The organism is Paraglaciecola sp., assembly GCF_039942875.1.
Classification (GTDB): Bacteria; Pseudomonadota; Gammaproteobacteria; order Enterobacterales; family Alteromonadaceae; genus Paraglaciecola.
Window position 1 is genome coordinate 121,645 of the sequence record NZ_JBDVBQ010000009.1, and the last position, 15,103, is coordinate 136,747.

16 protein-coding genes are annotated in these 15,103 nt (G+C 38.6%); 9 read left to right on the forward strand and 7 right to left on the reverse strand.

The genetic code is table 11. The features are described 5' to 3' along the window. Positions 1-103: 103 nt before the first annotated feature. A complete protein-coding gene (locus ABJE44_RS02690) occupies positions 104-868 on the reverse strand; it encodes an SDR family oxidoreductase (protein ID WP_348113440.1) in 765 nt (254 codons plus the stop codon). 32 nt (positions 869-900) lie between these two features. Then, positions 901-2,718, reverse strand: a complete 1,818-nt coding sequence (locus ABJE44_RS02695; RefSeq protein WP_348113441.1) for an acyl-CoA dehydrogenase — start codon at positions 2,716-2,718, stop codon at positions 901-903. Positions 2,719-2,875: 157 nt separating this feature from the next. Here ABJE44_RS02695 and ABJE44_RS02700 point away from each other — a divergent pair, with 157 nt between their 5' ends. Both ABJE44_RS02700 and ABJE44_RS02705 read left to right on the forward strand, forming a co-directional pair. Continuing rightward, positions 2,876-3,850, forward strand: coding sequence for a helix-turn-helix domain-containing protein (locus tag ABJE44_RS02700; protein ID WP_348113442.1), 975 nt, complete (start codon positions 2,876-2,878; stop codon positions 3,848-3,850). A 291-nt stretch (positions 3,851-4,141) separates the two neighbouring features. Continuing rightward, positions 4,142-4,450, forward strand: a complete 309-nt coding sequence (locus tag ABJE44_RS02705) for an isoamylase early set domain-containing protein (protein WP_348113443.1) — start codon at positions 4,142-4,144, stop codon at positions 4,448-4,450. Between the two features lie 108 nt (positions 4,451-4,558). On the opposite strand, the gene ABJE44_RS02710 is transcribed toward ABJE44_RS02705, so the two are convergent. After that, the gene (locus tag ABJE44_RS02710) at positions 4,559-5,485 is read right to left on the reverse strand and encodes an FAD-binding protein (protein ID WP_348113444.1); all 927 of its coding nucleotides are present in this window, start codon (positions 5,483-5,485) and stop codon (positions 4,559-4,561) included. Continuing rightward, the gene (locus ABJE44_RS02715) at positions 5,485-6,234 is read right to left on the reverse strand and encodes an electron transfer flavoprotein subunit beta/FixA family protein (protein WP_348113445.1); all 750 of its coding nucleotides are present in this window, start codon (positions 6,232-6,234) and stop codon (positions 5,485-5,487) included. Before ABJE44_RS02715 ends, ABJE44_RS02710 begins: the two co-directional genes overlap by 1 nt. A 429-nt stretch (positions 6,235-6,663) precedes the next feature. Here ABJE44_RS02715 and ABJE44_RS02720 point away from each other — a divergent pair, with 429 nt between their 5' ends. The 7 genes from ABJE44_RS02720 to ABJE44_RS02750 all read left to right on the forward strand — a co-directional run bounded on the left by ABJE44_RS02720 (position 6,664) and on the right by ABJE44_RS02750 (position 12,584). Next, positions 6,664-8,301 (forward strand): electron transfer flavoprotein-ubiquinone oxidoreductase, encoded by a 1,638-nt coding sequence (locus ABJE44_RS02720; RefSeq protein ID WP_348113464.1) that lies wholly within the window; start codon positions 6,664-6,666, stop codon positions 8,299-8,301. Positions 8,302-8,418: 117 nt separating this feature from the next. After that, positions 8,419-9,198 (forward strand): alpha/beta fold hydrolase, encoded by a 780-nt coding sequence (locus tag ABJE44_RS02725; protein WP_348113446.1) that lies wholly within the window; start codon positions 8,419-8,421, stop codon positions 9,196-9,198. A gap of 119 nt (positions 9,199-9,317) precedes the next feature. Further along, positions 9,318-10,049 (forward strand): transporter substrate-binding domain-containing protein, encoded by a 732-nt coding sequence (locus tag ABJE44_RS02730; protein WP_348113447.1) that lies wholly within the window; start codon positions 9,318-9,320, stop codon positions 10,047-10,049. Positions 10,050-10,152: 103 nt separating this feature from the next. Then, positions 10,153-10,362: a DUF2788 domain-containing protein gene (locus tag ABJE44_RS02735; protein WP_133469489.1), complete on the forward strand. Its 210-nt coding sequence runs from the start codon at positions 10,153-10,155 to the stop codon at positions 10,360-10,362. A 57-nt stretch (positions 10,363-10,419) separates the two neighbouring features. Then, entirely contained in the window at positions 10,420-10,944 is a 525-nt protein-coding gene (gene fldA, locus ABJE44_RS02740; RefSeq protein WP_133469488.1) for a flavodoxin FldA, read from the forward strand. A gap of 126 nt (positions 10,945-11,070) precedes the next feature. Next, the gene (gene fur / locus ABJE44_RS02745; protein WP_133469487.1) at positions 11,071-11,490 is read left to right on the forward strand and encodes a ferric iron uptake transcriptional regulator; all 420 of its coding nucleotides are present in this window, start codon (positions 11,071-11,073) and stop codon (positions 11,488-11,490) included. A gap of 71 nt (positions 11,491-11,561) precedes the next feature. After that, positions 11,562-12,584, forward strand: coding sequence for an LLM class flavin-dependent oxidoreductase (locus ABJE44_RS02750; RefSeq protein WP_348113448.1), 1,023 nt, complete (start codon positions 11,562-11,564; stop codon positions 12,582-12,584). On the opposite strand, the gene ABJE44_RS02755 is transcribed toward ABJE44_RS02750, so the two are convergent. The 3 genes from ABJE44_RS02755 to ABJE44_RS02765 all read right to left on the reverse strand — a co-directional run bounded on the left by ABJE44_RS02755 (position 12,559) and on the right by ABJE44_RS02765 (position 15,004). Further along, a complete protein-coding gene (locus tag ABJE44_RS02755; RefSeq protein WP_289028654.1) occupies positions 12,559-12,900 on the reverse strand; it encodes a 5-carboxymethyl-2-hydroxymuconate Delta-isomerase in 342 nt (113 codons plus the stop codon). The genes ABJE44_RS02750 and ABJE44_RS02755 overlap by 26 nt on opposite strands. 195 nt (positions 12,901-13,095) lie before the next feature. Next, a complete protein-coding gene (locus tag ABJE44_RS02760) occupies positions 13,096-13,470 on the reverse strand; it encodes a response regulator (protein ID WP_348113449.1) in 375 nt (124 codons plus the stop codon). A gap of 43 nt (positions 13,471-13,513) precedes the next feature. Next, the gene (locus ABJE44_RS02765) at positions 13,514-15,004 is read right to left on the reverse strand and encodes a PAS domain-containing sensor histidine kinase (RefSeq protein WP_348113450.1); all 1,491 of its coding nucleotides are present in this window, start codon (positions 15,002-15,004) and stop codon (positions 13,514-13,516) included. Positions 15,005-15,103 lie beyond the last annotated feature (99 nt).

The following is a 15,103-nucleotide window of genomic DNA, read 5'->3' on the forward strand; positions in this document are numbered from 1 at the left end:
TTGCCCCCTAAACTATCCCTCTAGATAAAACAGGGTTCATTATGCTAACCCATAAATAAAAACAGCGGCTAAAAGCCGCTGTTTTTATGTCTATATCGTAAAATTAACTTAGATAACCACCATCAACCACCACAGTCGTGCCAGTGGTATAACTTGATGCATCTGACACTAAATACAAAACAGTTCCTGCCATTTCATCAGGCTGTGCAGTTCGACCCAAAGGTATTTGCATCAATGCTGTTTTTAATATCTTATCATTACCCGTTAAAGCGGATGCGAACTTGGTTTCGGTTAATCCCGGCAATAACGCGTTGACTCTGATATTCAGTGAACCACACTCCTTTGCAAAGGCTTTAGTCATGCTAATAACAGCGGCTTTGGTAATAGAATAAATTCCTTGGCCCATACCAGGAGAAATACCATTTACAGAAGCCGTATTTAAAATTACGCCTCCTCCCTGCTGTTTCATCATTTTACCTGCGGCGGTAGACATAAAGAAATAACCACGAATATTCACATCAACCGTTTTATCATATGCAGCCAAGTCCGTATCTAAAATATGACCAAAGTAAGGATTAGCAGCTGCATTATTTATAAGTATATCTAAGCGACCAAATTGCTCGTTGATTTCCGAAAATATATTATCTATTTGCGCCATTTCTCCCACATGACAGGCCATAGCAACCGCATCACCGCCCTCTTCTCGAATGCTCTTAGCGACGGCTTCACAGCCATCAATTTTACGACTCGATACAATAACCCGAGCCCCATAGGCCGCTAAAAGTCTGGCAATTGACTCACCAATACCACGGCTTGCACCTGTTACTAATGCAACCTTTCCTGTTAAATCAAACATATCTTTTTTCATAACGTGTCCTGTTTGTATTTATTATTAATCTGTTAAAACCAATCAGCTTGCATATCACTACAGCTATCATCCATATCAATAAGAAGCGTAATGTCTCGTTGTACTAAGGGTAATTCCCAATGTACGAAGTATTTTGCAGCCTGAATTTTGCCATTATAGAAATCCACATCTTGTTGATTTTCTTCTTTGCGATCTGCCAACGTAGCCAATGACACTTCTGCAATATTTGCTTGACGTATCCACATCCAGCTCATCACTATCTGACCAAATATATTCATAAAACATGTAGCGTTGGCTAATAAAACAGCTTGTTGTTCAGACTGTAAGCTTGCTCCTAAACCAGGTATTAACCCCTGCATTTTTTGTAGGTATGGTTGCAACTTGGCAATTAATTGTTTGCTCACTTGCCCTGTAACCGCCTCGAAGTCCTGTTGCATACGCCCTTGTAATAATGCCAATCCCGCACCATTTGCTTGCCATAGTTTACGGGTGAGTAAATCTAAAGCCTGAATCCCATTAGTACCTTCATGAATCGGATTTAAACGGTTGTCTCGCCAACATTGTTCCACTGGATATTCACGGGTATAACCTGAGCCACCTAGTACCTGTATTGCTAAATCATTCGCTTTAGGGCCAAACTCAGAGGGCCAAGCTTTTACGATAGGAGTTAATAGATCGAGTAATTCAGATGCTTGTTTTTTTGCACTCTCATCAACCAAAGTGTGCGCGTCATCCACCAAGCGGGCAGCGTAAAAACACAAAGCCATGCCCCCTTCCACATAGGATTTTTGCGCTAACAACATACGTTTTACATCGCCATGTTGAATAATAGTAGCAGGCGCATCAGTAGGTTTATTATTAGGAGCGACTCGACCTTGAGTGCGCTCTTTTGCGTACTCTAAAGAATATTGATAACCGCTATAGCCAATCATTGCAGCGCCAAAACCGACTCCTAACCTGGCTTCGTTCATCATCAAGAACATGTAGCGTAATCCTTGATGCTCTTCACCAATTAAGTAACCGTGGCAATCTTCTTTTTCACCAAAACTTAAAGCGGTAGAAGTGGTTCCTCTATACCCCATTTTATGAATAAGACCGGCAAGTGACACATCATTACGTTTAGCTGGATTTCCAGCATCATCTAAACGAAACTTAGGAACAGCAAACAGTGAAATACCTTTGACGCCAGCTGGTGCACCTTGAATTTTCGCTAAAACTAGGTGCACTATGTTGTCAGACAACTCATGGTCACCACCGGATATATAGATTTTGTTACCTTTTATACGGTAGTTACCATCTGCATGTTTTTTAGCAGATGTATGAATATCAGCTAATGACGACCCCGCATGGGGCTCAGTTAGTGCCATAGTCCCAGTAAACTCACCGGTTAACATACGAGGCATAAAGGCATTTTTGAGATCTTCTGAAGCGAAGTTACGTATTACATTGGCGGCAGCCACAGTTAAAAATGGATAACCTGTGCTCGATGGGTTTGCAGCCATAAAGTAGCCAGCACAGGCTGTCATGATGGTTTCAGGAAGTTGCATTCCCCCCTCATCAAAATCAAACCTGCCAGCAATTAAGCCCGATTCAACGTAAGCATCGAACGCCTCTTGAACTTCAGGGATCATAGTTACCTTTTCACCATCAAAGGTAGGCTCGTTAGCATCTGCTTTCGCATTGTGTGTTGCGAATTTTTCGGTGGCTATCTTTTCGGCTATATCCATAACCGCATCAAAAGTCTCACGATTGTGTTCGCTAAAACGTTCTCGCTCACACAGCGCATTCGTATCCAATAGTTCAAACAATTGAAAAGACAACTCTCTACGTTTTACCAACTCATTACTCATATAAAAACCTTGTTTGTCACCAAACTGATTAAATTTAACTTGCTAAAGAATCGCAAAATTATAAGTTGGCTATCATTGGCAGATATGACATATTAATGGTCATTTATGACAGCTATAAGTCATCATTATTTATGTCTAATCAAGAGGTTTATTAAGAGTGTTTAAAGTAACGATTCTGGGGTTCGATCAAGCTTATGCTAGTGCGATAACTGGAGCCTTAGACTTGTTTGCTTTAGCGGGTGTAACTTGGCAACGTATGTCTGGGGAAGCACCAACGCCTTTCTTTGATGTACAAATTGCTTCGATAAAAAAGCGGCCTGTAAAATGTATCAACCAAATTGAACTAGCTAGTCATATCGCCATTGAAGAGGTAGACGAAACAGACCTATTACTGGTGCCAACTATAGGGGGTGAGTTAATTACAGTCCTTAATAATAACCGGGCTTTACTACCCCATATCAACAAGCACTTTAGTAACAATGCCGATATAGCGAGTAACTGCAGCGGTGCATTTTTATTAGCAGAAGCAGGGGTTTTAAAAAACAAAGATGCGACGACTCATTGGGGGTATGCGCAGCAGTTTAAACAAAGATACCCGGACGTAAACCTATGCTCTGAAAAAATGATAACGTCTGACCAAAACATTTACTGTTCTGGTGGAGGTATGGCTTGGTTTGATTTAGCCTTATTGTTAATTGAAAGATATTGTGGACATGACGTAGCCACAACTACAGCAAAAGCCCATGTTATTGATATAGGACGAGGTGACCAAGCGGCCTATGCCACCCTTAGAGCTAAAAAGTACCATCAAGACCCAGATATTTTATTTGTTCAAGAGTGGCTAGAAGAGCACTTTAATCAGCACCTATCAGTTGACCAGCTTCCTCCATTAGTGAACCTAGGCGCCCGTACATTTAATCGACGCTTTAAAAAAGCAACAGACCAAACACCACTGAACTATATACAAACTTTACGTATCGAAGCTGCCAAACGATTTCTCGAAACCACCCAAGACAGCATAGAAAGGATTATTAACCAAGTGGGATACGAAGACTTAAGTTCGTTTACTCGGCTCTTTAAAAAACACGCAGGTTTATCCCCCAGTCAGTATGCTAAGAAATTCAAACGCTGATCCCTTATCCATTGTAATGGTTTAACTTTGCATATTTTTTGCACTATAATAATTATACATATCTAAGGTTACCTTAGGGGTGGCAGACTAAATTAGGTATATTTATATTATTAATAGTTAATTTTATGAATTTAAAGAAGTTTTTAGAACTTAACTAATAATAAAGAGTTTCAAAAAGTGAAAAAACAGTTGCACTAACAAAAACATACCGCACCAAGACGAAGCAACTGAAGATAACTTTAATTTGTTTTAATTGTACACATTCAATTTTGTTACTTCAGGAGATAAACCATGGCATTTAAAAAACAATATTTAAAATCTAAAGCAGTTTGTAAGGTAACGTTTAAGTTATCCAAAGAAGAAGCACAAGAAGCAGAAACTGTAAGTTTAGTGGGAGATTTTAACAATTGGGATACGGCCTCAACGCCGATGAAAAAGCTTAAAAATGGTAGCTTCACAACCACTGTTAATTTACCTAAAGATTCAAACTATGAGTTTAGGTATTTATTGGATGATACTGAATGGGAGAATGACTGGGAAGCCGATGCTTACATTCCCTCGCCTGTCTCTTTAGAAGACAACTCAGTTGTAGCTGTATAATCAAAACAAGATGAGAAAGTGTATGTAACTTGCCCTTTCTAGCGACATATTCCACAAACAAAAAAGCGATGATAACTAAGCTATCATCGCTTTTTTAATTTAGAAAAACTACAGGGCAGCTTCTAGCTCAGGTAACACATCAAACAAGTCACCAACTAAACCATAGTCAGCAACTTGAAAGATAGGTGCTTCTTCATCTTTATTTATAGCAACAATGACTTTTGAGTCTTTCATACCCGCTAAATGCTGAATAGCCCCTGAAATACCAACGGCAATATAAAGATTAGGTGCAACTATTTTACCGGTTTGTCCTACTTGCATATCGTTAGGAACAAACCCCGCATCAACTGCCGCACGAGAAGCCCCCATGGCCGCACCAAGTTTATCTGCAATGCCATCTAATAGTTTGAAGTTTTCCCCGTTTTGCATGCCTCGGCCACCAGAAATAATCACATCAGCAGCCGTCAGTTCCGGTCTCTCTGATTCGGTTAATTCAGCCGACACAAATGCTGAACTTTCTAAAGGTTTGACTACTGAGCAAACTTCAACTGGTGCAGAACCATCTTCAGAGGCTGCATCAAAAGCTGCGGTTCTGACGGTGACAACTTTAATAGCATCTGAAGATTGTACAGTCGCAATAGCATTACCAGCATATATTGGGCGCACAAAGGTATCTGCACTCTCTACTTTGATAATGTCAGATATTTGCGAGACATCGAGTAAAGCCGCGACCCGTGGCATGAAATTCTTACCTGTAGTGGTTGCAGCAGCAAGAATGTGGCTTACTTCTTTACCTAACTCAGTCACTAATTCGGCGATATTTTCAGCCATTTGATGGGCATATTCTGAGCTATCCGCAACTAAGACTTTAGTGACTCCGGTTAATTTTGATGCCTGTGTCGCCACTGCATCACATCCTGCTCCGGCAACCAATAAATGAATCTCTCCATCTATTTGTGAAGCAGCATGGACTAGCTTATGGGTTTCTGTTTTTAGCTGCTCGTTATCATGTTCTGCAAATACTAGAATAGTCATTAGATCACCTTCGCTTCATTCTTTAATTTTTCTACCAACTCAGCCACATCTGCGACTTTAATCCCACCTTGGCGCTGGGCTGGCGCTTCTACTTTCAATATTTTCACGCCAGATGACAGCTCAATACCAAAATCAGCTGCCGATTTAACCTCTAACGGCTTACGCTTAGCCTTCATAATATTGGGTAATGATGCATAGCGAGGTTCATTTAATCTTAAGTCGGTAGTGACTACAGCGGGTAAGGTCAACTCTACCGTTTGTAAGCCGCCATCTATTTCTCTTGTGACTTTCACCTTACCTTCTGTAACTTCAACTTCTGAAGCAAACGTCCCCTGAGGCATGCCGGTCAAAGCTGCCAACATTTGTCCAGTCTGATTGTTATCAGAGTCAATAGATTGCTTTCCTAAAATCACTAAGTCTGGACTTTCCTCTTCAACAACCTTCTGCAGTAATTTTGCCACCTGTAACGAACCAAGAGGTTCAGGTGTATCGATTTGTATCCCTCGATCAGCTCCTAGCGCCAGAGCTGTACGTATTTGTTCTTGGCAAGCCTTGTCACCGATTGATACCACCACAATTTCAGTAGCCACGCCTTTTTCTTTAAGTCTTACCGCTTCTTCAACCGCAATTTCGCAAAATGGATTAATAGACATTTTGGCGTTTGTAAGATCTACAGCACTGTTATCAGGCTTTACTCTTACCTTCACGTTGTAATCAATGGCTCGTTTTACCGGCACTAATATTTTCATGTTGACCTCTATATCAGGATGTCAGTGTTAAGTGAGTGGTCATACCTCCCACATTAGGATGTGATTAATTTACTTTGAACATCTCTTCACGTCAAATTAACCATTGAGCATCAAAAATATAGTATTTACGCAACATTTTTACAGGTATCATAACATTACAAACAAATTTAAAACGTTAATATGAAAATAATAAACCCCCTCAAACGAACAATTAAAGCATTGTTTATTAACAACTTAATTTAAAACCTTGAGTTATTAACATTAACGTATTGAATGATTTTTTCGTTATTTCTTAAAGTCAGTTTTAATGAAGATGAGCTTAAAATTACAATTAAACACCAGTAAATAAGGCTTATAGTTAACTGCTTTAAATATTTTTTTCATGAATAGTTAAATATAAAAGAGGACATATTAGTGGAACGAGAATCGATGGAATTTGACGTAGTAATAGTCGGTGCTGGCCCTGCAGGTTTGTCTACAGCTTGTCGATTAATGCAGCTAGCTCAAAAACAAGAACAAGATCTCATGGTTTGTGTTGTTGAAAAAGGCTCTGAAGTCGGCGCTCATATTTTATCTGGAGCCGTATTTGAAACACGGGCATTGGATGAGTTGTTTCCTGATTGGAAAGAAAAAGGCGCCCCCCTCAATACTCCAGTCATTCAAGATGATATCTACTGGTTAAACAATGAAAATAAGGGCACCAAAATTCCTGCTTTTATGACACCAAAAACCATGCACAATGAAGGCAATTACATTACAAGCATGGGTAACATGTGTCGCTGGCTAGCTGAGCAAGCAGAACAACTAGGTGTGGAGATATTTCCGGGGTTTGCAGCCTCTGAAGTTCTTTACAATCAAGACGGAAGCGTAGCTGGTGTAATAACAGGTGATATGGGTCTCGATGAAAACTCAGAACCTAAAGACTCATATATGCCTGGTATGGAGCTAAAAGCAAAATATACGGTTTTTGCTGAAGGGTGCCGTGGGCATTTAGGCAAGCAGCTCATTGAAAAGTTTGATTTAGACCAAGGTAAGTCGCCCCAACACTATGGTATTGGTTTCAAAGAAATTTGGGATATAGACCCAGCAAAACATCAAGAAGGCCTTGTAGTCCATACCGCTGGTTGGCCTATTACCGACGCTACGGGCGGTTCATATTTATATCATGCTGAAAACAACCAAGTCTTGGTAGGTTTAATAGTAGACCTTAATTATAGTAATCCACATCTCAGTCCTTTTGATGAATTTCAACGCCTCAAGCATCACCCCGTTTTCAAGCAATACCTAGAAGGCGGTAAGCGCGTATCATACGGCGCTCGAGCAATTGCCAAAGGCGGCTTTAATTCGTTGCCCAAAATGACCTTTCCAGGGGGGGTATTAGTTGGATGTGATGCCGGCACCTTAAACTTTGCAAAAATCAAAGGTAACCATACAGCCATGAAGTCCGGCTTAATTGCCGCTGAAGCCTTGATGGAAGTCTTGAGTAAAGATGATGCTGCCGAGTCACAAGATTTAACCGCATTCACAGAAAAATTTAAAGACTCTTGGCTATATGATGAGCTATTTAGGTCTCGCAACTTTGGCCCCGTTTTACATAAACTCGGTACATTTATCGGTGGTGCGTACAATACTGTGGACCAAAACTGGTTTAATGGCGGATTACCTTTTCACTTTAAAGACGAAGTCGCCGATCATAGCTTGATGAAACTGGCAGATGAAGCAAACGAAATTGACTACCCTAAACCCGATGGAGTACTTAGCTTCGATAAGCTTTCTTCAGTGTTCTTATCTAATACTAACCATGAAGAAGACCAACCTTGTCATTTAAAATTAAAAGATAAAGCTATTCCTCTGACAGTTAATCTCACTAAATACAATGAACCCGCACAACGATACTGCCCTGCTGGTGTATATGAAATTGTTGAAAATGAAGCTGGTGAAAAACAATTTCAAATAAATTCACAAAACTGCATTCACTGTAAAACTTGTGACATCAAAGACCCAAGTCAAAATATCACATGGATTGTGCCAGAAGGCGCAGGAGGTCCTAACTACCCCAATATGTAAATTTATTGACAAAGCTTTTAAGTAAAAGCTTATTTTATTCATTGGACTCATTGCTTTTAGCTAGCCTCATAATTATGCTTCTTGGCCATTGTCAGAAGTAAAATTTGAAGCTAGCTTATGTCCGCCGTTAATTACCAAATCCATTCAGACGACTCACAAAAGCCTTGGATCATCCTAATCCATGGTTTATTTGGGAGTTTAGATAACCTTTCAGGTCTAAGAAGACTGTTTACAGAGCAGTTTCAAGTCCTATCTATCGATCTACCAGATCATGGCCAATCGAGTTTTACTGAAGAGTTTAGTTTTAAACACTACGCTCACCTTATTTCTCAAACCTTAGCTGCTTTAAATATTCAAAGCGCAACTTTGGTGGGTCACTCTCTAGGTGGAAAAGTGGCGATGCAAATTGCTCTGGATAACGCATCTTTAGTAAAACGTTTAGTGATTATTGATATTGCCCCTGTAAAGTATCTACCTCGCCACAATCAGGTATTCGCAGGTTTAAATGCGGTGGATTTAGGGCATATAGAAAGCCGAAAGCAAGCTGAGGAATCACTCGCACAACATATTCAAGAAAGTGGCGTACGACAATTCTTACTGAAGAGTTTGTACAACCAAGAAAATCAATGGTTTTGGCGATTCAATCTTAAACTATTGCAGCGTGATTATATAAAACTGTCAGAGGCTATTGAGTCAGAACATTCTTTTAATAAACCCGTATTGTTCATCAAAGGACAACTATCAGATTACTTATTAGCAGAACACAAAGAAGCCACATTAACATTATTTCCAAACAGCAAATCAAGAGTGATCAATGGTGTAGGTCACTGGTTACATGCTGAAAAGCCGAAAGTTTGCCACGAGATGATTATGTCCTTTATCCTTGCACAAAAATAACCTTTGCGTAAAATAACTCAGCATTTAATACTCAAAGTTAATTCAAAAAAAATAATGTGAATATTTTTATACTGCTCATAAAAAACACAAAATTTTGGTGGCTTTGTGTCAGCTTTTTAATGCTTATTTTTTGTAAAAGTGCGCTTGCTAATAAAACCTATAGGTTTGCAGTAAACAGCCCAGGGGCGCCCCCCTATTTGTACATAGACCCAAAATCTGACACCTATGTTGGCTTGCTCAACGATGTGCTTCAAGAAGCTTCTCGTATGCATGGTTTAAGCTTTGAGTTTTTAGATTCTAACCGCGTTAGAAACGAAACTTTACTGAATACAAATAAAATAGACGCCTTCTTGTTAAGTAAAGTTTGGCTCAAAAATCCAAATCAAGCGATTGCGAGTATTCCTTTGTTTAGTCACAGAATGTTTTTATACAAAATGAAACCATTTGAAGACTCATTTACCTTATCCCAGTTAAAAGATCACAAAATATGTAGCCGTGATGGCTATATCTACCCGAGTCTAACAAAAATGACAGAAAATGGATTTATCAGCAGAGTAGACTCCAGCTCTAAAATATCAGTCATGAATATGCTTGTGGCAGGTCGATGTGACTACGCCATAATGAACGAATTTAATGCCACTAAAGTATTCGATTTACTTGAATTTAAAAATAACACATTTTACATGTCTCCTCGACCAAGTGATAAAACACATACAGAAATAATTTTGAGACCAGAGCTCACTAAACTAAAAACTCAGCTTGATCAAACTATTGCAGCCATGCAAAGTGACGGTAGCTTAAGTGGGTCTCTTCAATTCCATGTAAAAATGGGCTCTTCCCCCCCAAATTAACCTCTTTAAAGTTTGACTTAGCTTTGAATAATTTTCATAAAAAGTGACTCTATGCTAGTATGCGCCGGAAAAATCGGATAGTGAGCAGGAACAAGTAAGAATTATGCTAAGCGAATATTATGAACAAATAGAAGCTTTTGCCCTAGACGCCACGCTTATAGGACTATTTTTACTTATGGCTTATGTAGTTCATGACGTATTAAAGAAAAATAACGTACCTACAATCGGAAAAGTAGTAGTGTACTTCGTGTTGTTTTTAGGAGCACTAGGCTTCATTTTTAAAGGTGTGATGCAGTGGATTATAGAAAACTAATTTTGCACACAACCGACTTAACATATTGATAAGATTGACGTAGAGGAAAAATCACTGATGGCAAGTGTAGGTCTATTTTTTGGTAGCGACACAGGTAACACTGAACATATAGCAAAAATGATCCAAAAAGAATTAGGCAAAAACCTAATTGATGTTCATGACATAGCAAAAAGCAGTAAAGAAGACATTGCTGAATTTGACCTCCTGCTTTTTGGAATACCCACTTGGTATTATGGAGAAGCCCAATGTGATTGGGATGACTTTTTCCCAGAGCTCGAACAAATCGATTTTGAAGACAAGCTCGTTGCTATTTTTGGATGTGGTGACCAAGAAGACTACGCAGAGTACTTTCTTGATGCCATGGGTATGGTAAGAGATATTGTTGAAGCTAAAGGCGCAATTTTAGTTGGACAATGGTCTACTGAAGGCTATGATTTTGAAGCATCTAAAGGTATGGCTGACGAGAATCATTTTGTAGGATTAGGGATAGACGAAGATAGGCAACCCGAACTCACTGAAGAACGAGTAAAGGCTTGGTGCAAACAGATTCACGAAGAATTATGTTTAGCTGAATTAAGTTAAATAGAAAGGAGCAAAAGCTCCTTTTTTTAATGCTTTGTTAAATACTTAACACAAATACTCAGGAATGCCTTTTAAATCAAAATAGGTCACCTATAATGTCCACATACTCTATCTGTAAGAATGCGCATGGAACAAAATAAAGAATTGAAGAAAGCTGGTTTAAAGATCACTTTACCACGCTTAAAAATACTCGAAATATTACAACTACCACAAAATCAACATATTAGTGCGGAAGATGTTTATAAGATTCTGATTGATCAAGGCGAAGAAATTGGCTTAGCAACAGTATACCGTGTGCTCAACCAATTTGATGATGCCGGAATATTAAACCGCCATCACTTTGAAGGTGGTAAATCAGTCTTTGAAATAAGCCATAAAGAACATCATGATCATCTAGTTTGCCTTAAATGCGGAAAAGTTATCGAATTTGAAGACGAGGTAATTGAAAAACGCCAAGATGAAGTCGCTAAGCGCCATAATATGAAATTAACCCACCATAGTCTTTATTTGTATGGTGAATGTAATGAAGAGTGTGACGACGAATAAACTTTTCAAAACGCCGCTTACAAGCGGCGTTTTACTATTAGCAGCATAAAAAGTAAAAGTTAACTTCCAATATGGTCCCTTTCTCAATTCTTGATCTCGCACCAATTACCGAAGACAGCGATGTTAAAACTGCCCTAGAAAACTCTAAAAAGTTGGCTATTTTGGCGGAAGAAACTAACTATCATAGAGTGTGGTTAGCTGAGCATCATGGTATGCGCGGTGTAGCAAGTTCTGCTACAGCCATTGTTTTAGGACATATTGGCGCTGCCACTAAAAATATTCGTATTGGCTCAGGGGGCATCATGCTTCCTAACCATTCTCCGTTAGTAATAGCCGAACAGTTTGGAACATTAGCGTCTCTCTTTCCAAACAGAATAGATTTAGGCTTAGGCAGAGCACCAGGTACAGACATGGCAACAGCTCATGCTCTGCGCCGAAACACTACTAGTAAAGTAGACACTTATGAAAGTGATATTCTTGAGTTACAGAGATATTTGGCCCCCGCTACTCCCGCGCAAAAGATCATAGCGATACCTGGAGAGAACTCCCAAGTCCCACTATGGATGTTAGGGTCAAGTTTATATAGTGCAAAGGTCGCGGCTAAACTAGGTCTTCCATACTCGTTTGCATCACACTTTGCACCGGATCAACTATTTGACGCCATTTCACTCTATAGAGCAGGGTTTAAATCATCAAAACAATGTGAGCAAGCATATGTAATGGCTGGAGTAATGGCGGTTGTGGCTGATACAGATGAAGAAGCAAACTACTTATTTACGTCGGTACAACAACAGTTTTTAAATTTGCATAAAGGTATCAATAAACCCTTTTCTAAACCTACGGACGACTTATTAAACTACTGCTCGGCCTCAGAAACAGCGATGTTGTCACACATATTACGTTATGCATTAGTGGGCTCAAAACAACGAGTAACTGTTAAATTAGAAAAATTCATTGAAGCAACAAAAATAGATGAACTAATCATATCAACGCCCATACATGATATACAGGCGCGATTAAAAAGCGTTTCATTACTTGCTGATACAGGCTTATCAAAAGCCACCGGATTTAAAAAGTATGGTCAACAAAACTAGCTCGGTGAATGTCCACAATTTCTACGGAAACAAACACACTAGTTAAAGCCAACTCTTTTAACTCACTCAGAACCGCATTAGATATTTCACTTTTTTGCTCATCAGTACGACCACTTAAAATATGAGCAGACACATGCAAAAAATCTTTCGAAACATCGTGTAATCTAAACTGAGGGCGAGGCTCTACACGAATTTTGATTGCCTCAGGAGGAAAGTGACCGCTGTTTTTGGCACCAGCAAACACTTTATCCATAATAGTGTCAGCATCAATTTGATTCGTTAATGACCCACTGTGCTCAATTACAAAATTTGGCATTTTAAAAAACTCCTTTAAATGAATATTCTTGTTTAAGCTATTATATCGTAACGAACTTCAGAATAAGTAATTATGTAAAGTGAAAATACTAAATAAATCTATAAGCTAAACAGTACATCCCAGAAGTTAAATATTAAAAAATACAGCTCCCTCAATTGATCCCCCAATATTCTGACTTTTATAAAGGTATAATTATTAAGAAGTCTTAAATAAGCCTTCTAAGTCTGCTATCTCAGGAGGCTTAGTTAAATAGCGTTTAACACTGTTATAGGCGAGGCATTTTTCTTTTTCTTGAGGTTGGCAGGACGACGTGAGCATAACGATAGAAGTTGAATTCAGGTCGCTCGACTCGTAAGCTTTCAAAAAATCGTGGCCATTCATTCTTGGCATATTAATATCTAAAAATATAAAAATAGGTTGTGGATGTGTGCCTTTTAAAATATCTAATGCTTCTACCCCATCAAACGCTTGTAGTACTTCTAAATTTTCATCAAATTTATTAAACATGTATTTAGCGATGACTTGATCAATTTCACTATCTTCAACAACTAGTACTGACGATGTCGGCATTATTTACTCCACTGATTTATAGTAGACTTGAATATAGTTCATTCTAGAGATTGTGGCATGTAACTTTAAAGGTACTAAGGTTATCCACATCAGAAAATTCAATACGTCCCCCAAGTACATCGATACTTTTCTTCATCATATATAGCCCTAAACCAGATCCGAATGATGTTTTAGGATGGAACCGTTTAAACATTTGGAATAACTGCTTTTGGAGTGACTTTGGAATACCCAAACCATTATCGCTAACAGTTAATATAAAATTATTTCCCTGACTGCAAGTAGTGACCTTTACAAATGAAGAGTCATTGCTAACATCTTGATATTTAATAGCATTTGATAATAAATTTTCAACAATCAATACAAAACGATTCTTTTTAGTGATAAGAAATTCTTCAAATTGGGGAGCGAACTGAATACTTAAGCGCTCATAGTTTTCCATATGTTTTAAGTTATTTAATGAATCATTAATTACAGTGTCTACATTTACTGCTTCGTAGTCTTCTTTCTCATTTTTGGTTAAAGTTAAAGTGAGGATATCTTTAACCAACTCCTCCAGTTGATTCAGAGACTTTTGAATATGACCAATACCCATTAGAGCATGGTCTTTCTCATTATTTTTAACAGCCTCTTGCACTATATCTAAGAGGCGAATAGACGAAACTAATGGTGATCGTAAATCATGGGACGTACGATATGAGAACTCTTCTAACTCAGCGTTAGCTTGTTCTATTTTATCTTCCGATTTTTTTCGTTCTGATATATCTCTTACAATGCCACTATAAAGTTTACGACCATGTATATGAACTTCACTTACCGAAAGGTCTATCGGGAAACAAGTACCATTTTTTCGTTTCCCTTTAACTTCTCGCCCAATACCAATAATTTTTTTTGTACCTGTATTCTGGTAATTTTGTAAGTATCCATCATGCTCCTTGTGATAGGGCTCAGGCATTAACATTTTTACATTCTTTCCCACAACCTCAACAAACGTAAAACCAAAAATGTCTTCACATGCTTTATTGTAATGTTCAATTTTTCCAACTTCATTAATAGTTATTAATCCGTCAACCGTATTATCTACAATGGCTTGGAGCTTTGCTTGATTTTCCATTAGCGCTTGTTCTGCAGCTTTGCGATCTGAGATATCTCGAATTGTCCCCACAAACATGGTTTCACCTGCAATATTCATCTCGTTAACGCCTAACTCCATAGAAAAGATAGTACCGTCTTTTCGTTTCGCTTCTACCTCCCTCCCCTTTCCAATAATCTGTTTGTCGCCAGTATTAAAATAATTTTGAAGATAACCGTCATGCTCTTTATGGTAAGGGTCTGGCATTAGCATTTTTACATTTTTACCAATGACGTCTTCTGGAGCATAACCAAAGATTCGTTCTGCGGACGGGTTAAAGCTTTGAATGACCCCCCGATTATTAATGGTAATAATACCGTCGATAACAGTATTTAGCACCGCTTCTAACCGGGATGAGTGAGCTTTACTATTTTGATATGAAGAATTAAAGGGTGTCGATGGCATGGTAACCCACTGATATTCTTAATTTCCGCCATAATAACAACTTTCACGACCAAATAACTACCCTATACAAGATACCCAATCACTAACTTTGATCACTGG

Coding starts and splice junctions, on each gene's coding strand:
- ABJE44_RS02695 (WP_348113441.1), bottom strand. CDS start 2,718: ATGAGTAATGAGTTGGTAAAACGTAGAGAGTTGTCTTTTCAATTGTTT.
- ABJE44_RS02720 (WP_348113464.1), top strand. CDS start 6,664: ATGGAATTTGACGTAGTAATAGTCGGTGCTGGCCCTGCAGGTTTGTCT.
- fur (WP_133469487.1), top strand. CDS start 11,071: ATGGAACAAAATAAAGAATTGAAGAAAGCTGGTTTAAAGATCACTTTA.
- fldA (WP_133469488.1), top strand. CDS start 10,420: ATGGCAAGTGTAGGTCTATTTTTTGGTAGCGACACAGGTAACACTGAA.
- ABJE44_RS02705 (WP_348113443.1), top strand. CDS start 4,142: ATGGCATTTAAAAAACAATATTTAAAATCTAAAGCAGTTTGTAAGGTA.
- ABJE44_RS02755 (WP_289028654.1), bottom strand. CDS start 12,900: ATGCCAAATTTTGTAATTGAGCACAGTGGGTCATTAACGAATCAAATT.
- ABJE44_RS02715 (WP_348113445.1), bottom strand. CDS start 6,234: ATGAAAATATTAGTGCCGGTAAAACGAGCCATTGATTACAACGTGAAG.
- ABJE44_RS02735 (WP_133469489.1), top strand. CDS start 10,153: ATGCTAAGCGAATATTATGAACAAATAGAAGCTTTTGCCCTAGACGCC.
- ABJE44_RS02725 (WP_348113446.1), top strand. CDS start 8,419: ATGTCCGCCGTTAATTACCAAATCCATTCAGACGACTCACAAAAGCCT.
- ABJE44_RS02765 (WP_348113450.1), bottom strand. CDS start 15,004: ATGCCATCGACACCCTTTAATTCTTCATATCAAAATAGTAAAGCTCAC.
- ABJE44_RS02710 (WP_348113444.1), bottom strand. CDS start 5,485: ATGACTATTCTAGTATTTGCAGAACATGATAACGAGCAGCTAAAAACA.
- ABJE44_RS02690 (WP_348113440.1), bottom strand. CDS start 868: ATGAAAAAAGATATGTTTGATTTAACAGGAAAGGTTGCATTAGTAACA.
- ABJE44_RS02750 (WP_348113448.1), top strand. CDS start 11,562: ATGGTCCCTTTCTCAATTCTTGATCTCGCACCAATTACCGAAGACAGC.
- ABJE44_RS02730 (WP_348113447.1), top strand. CDS start 9,318: ATGCTTATTTTTTGTAAAAGTGCGCTTGCTAATAAAACCTATAGGTTT.
- ABJE44_RS02760 (WP_348113449.1), bottom strand. CDS start 13,470: ATGCCGACATCGTCAGTACTAGTTGTTGAAGATAGTGAAATTGATCAA.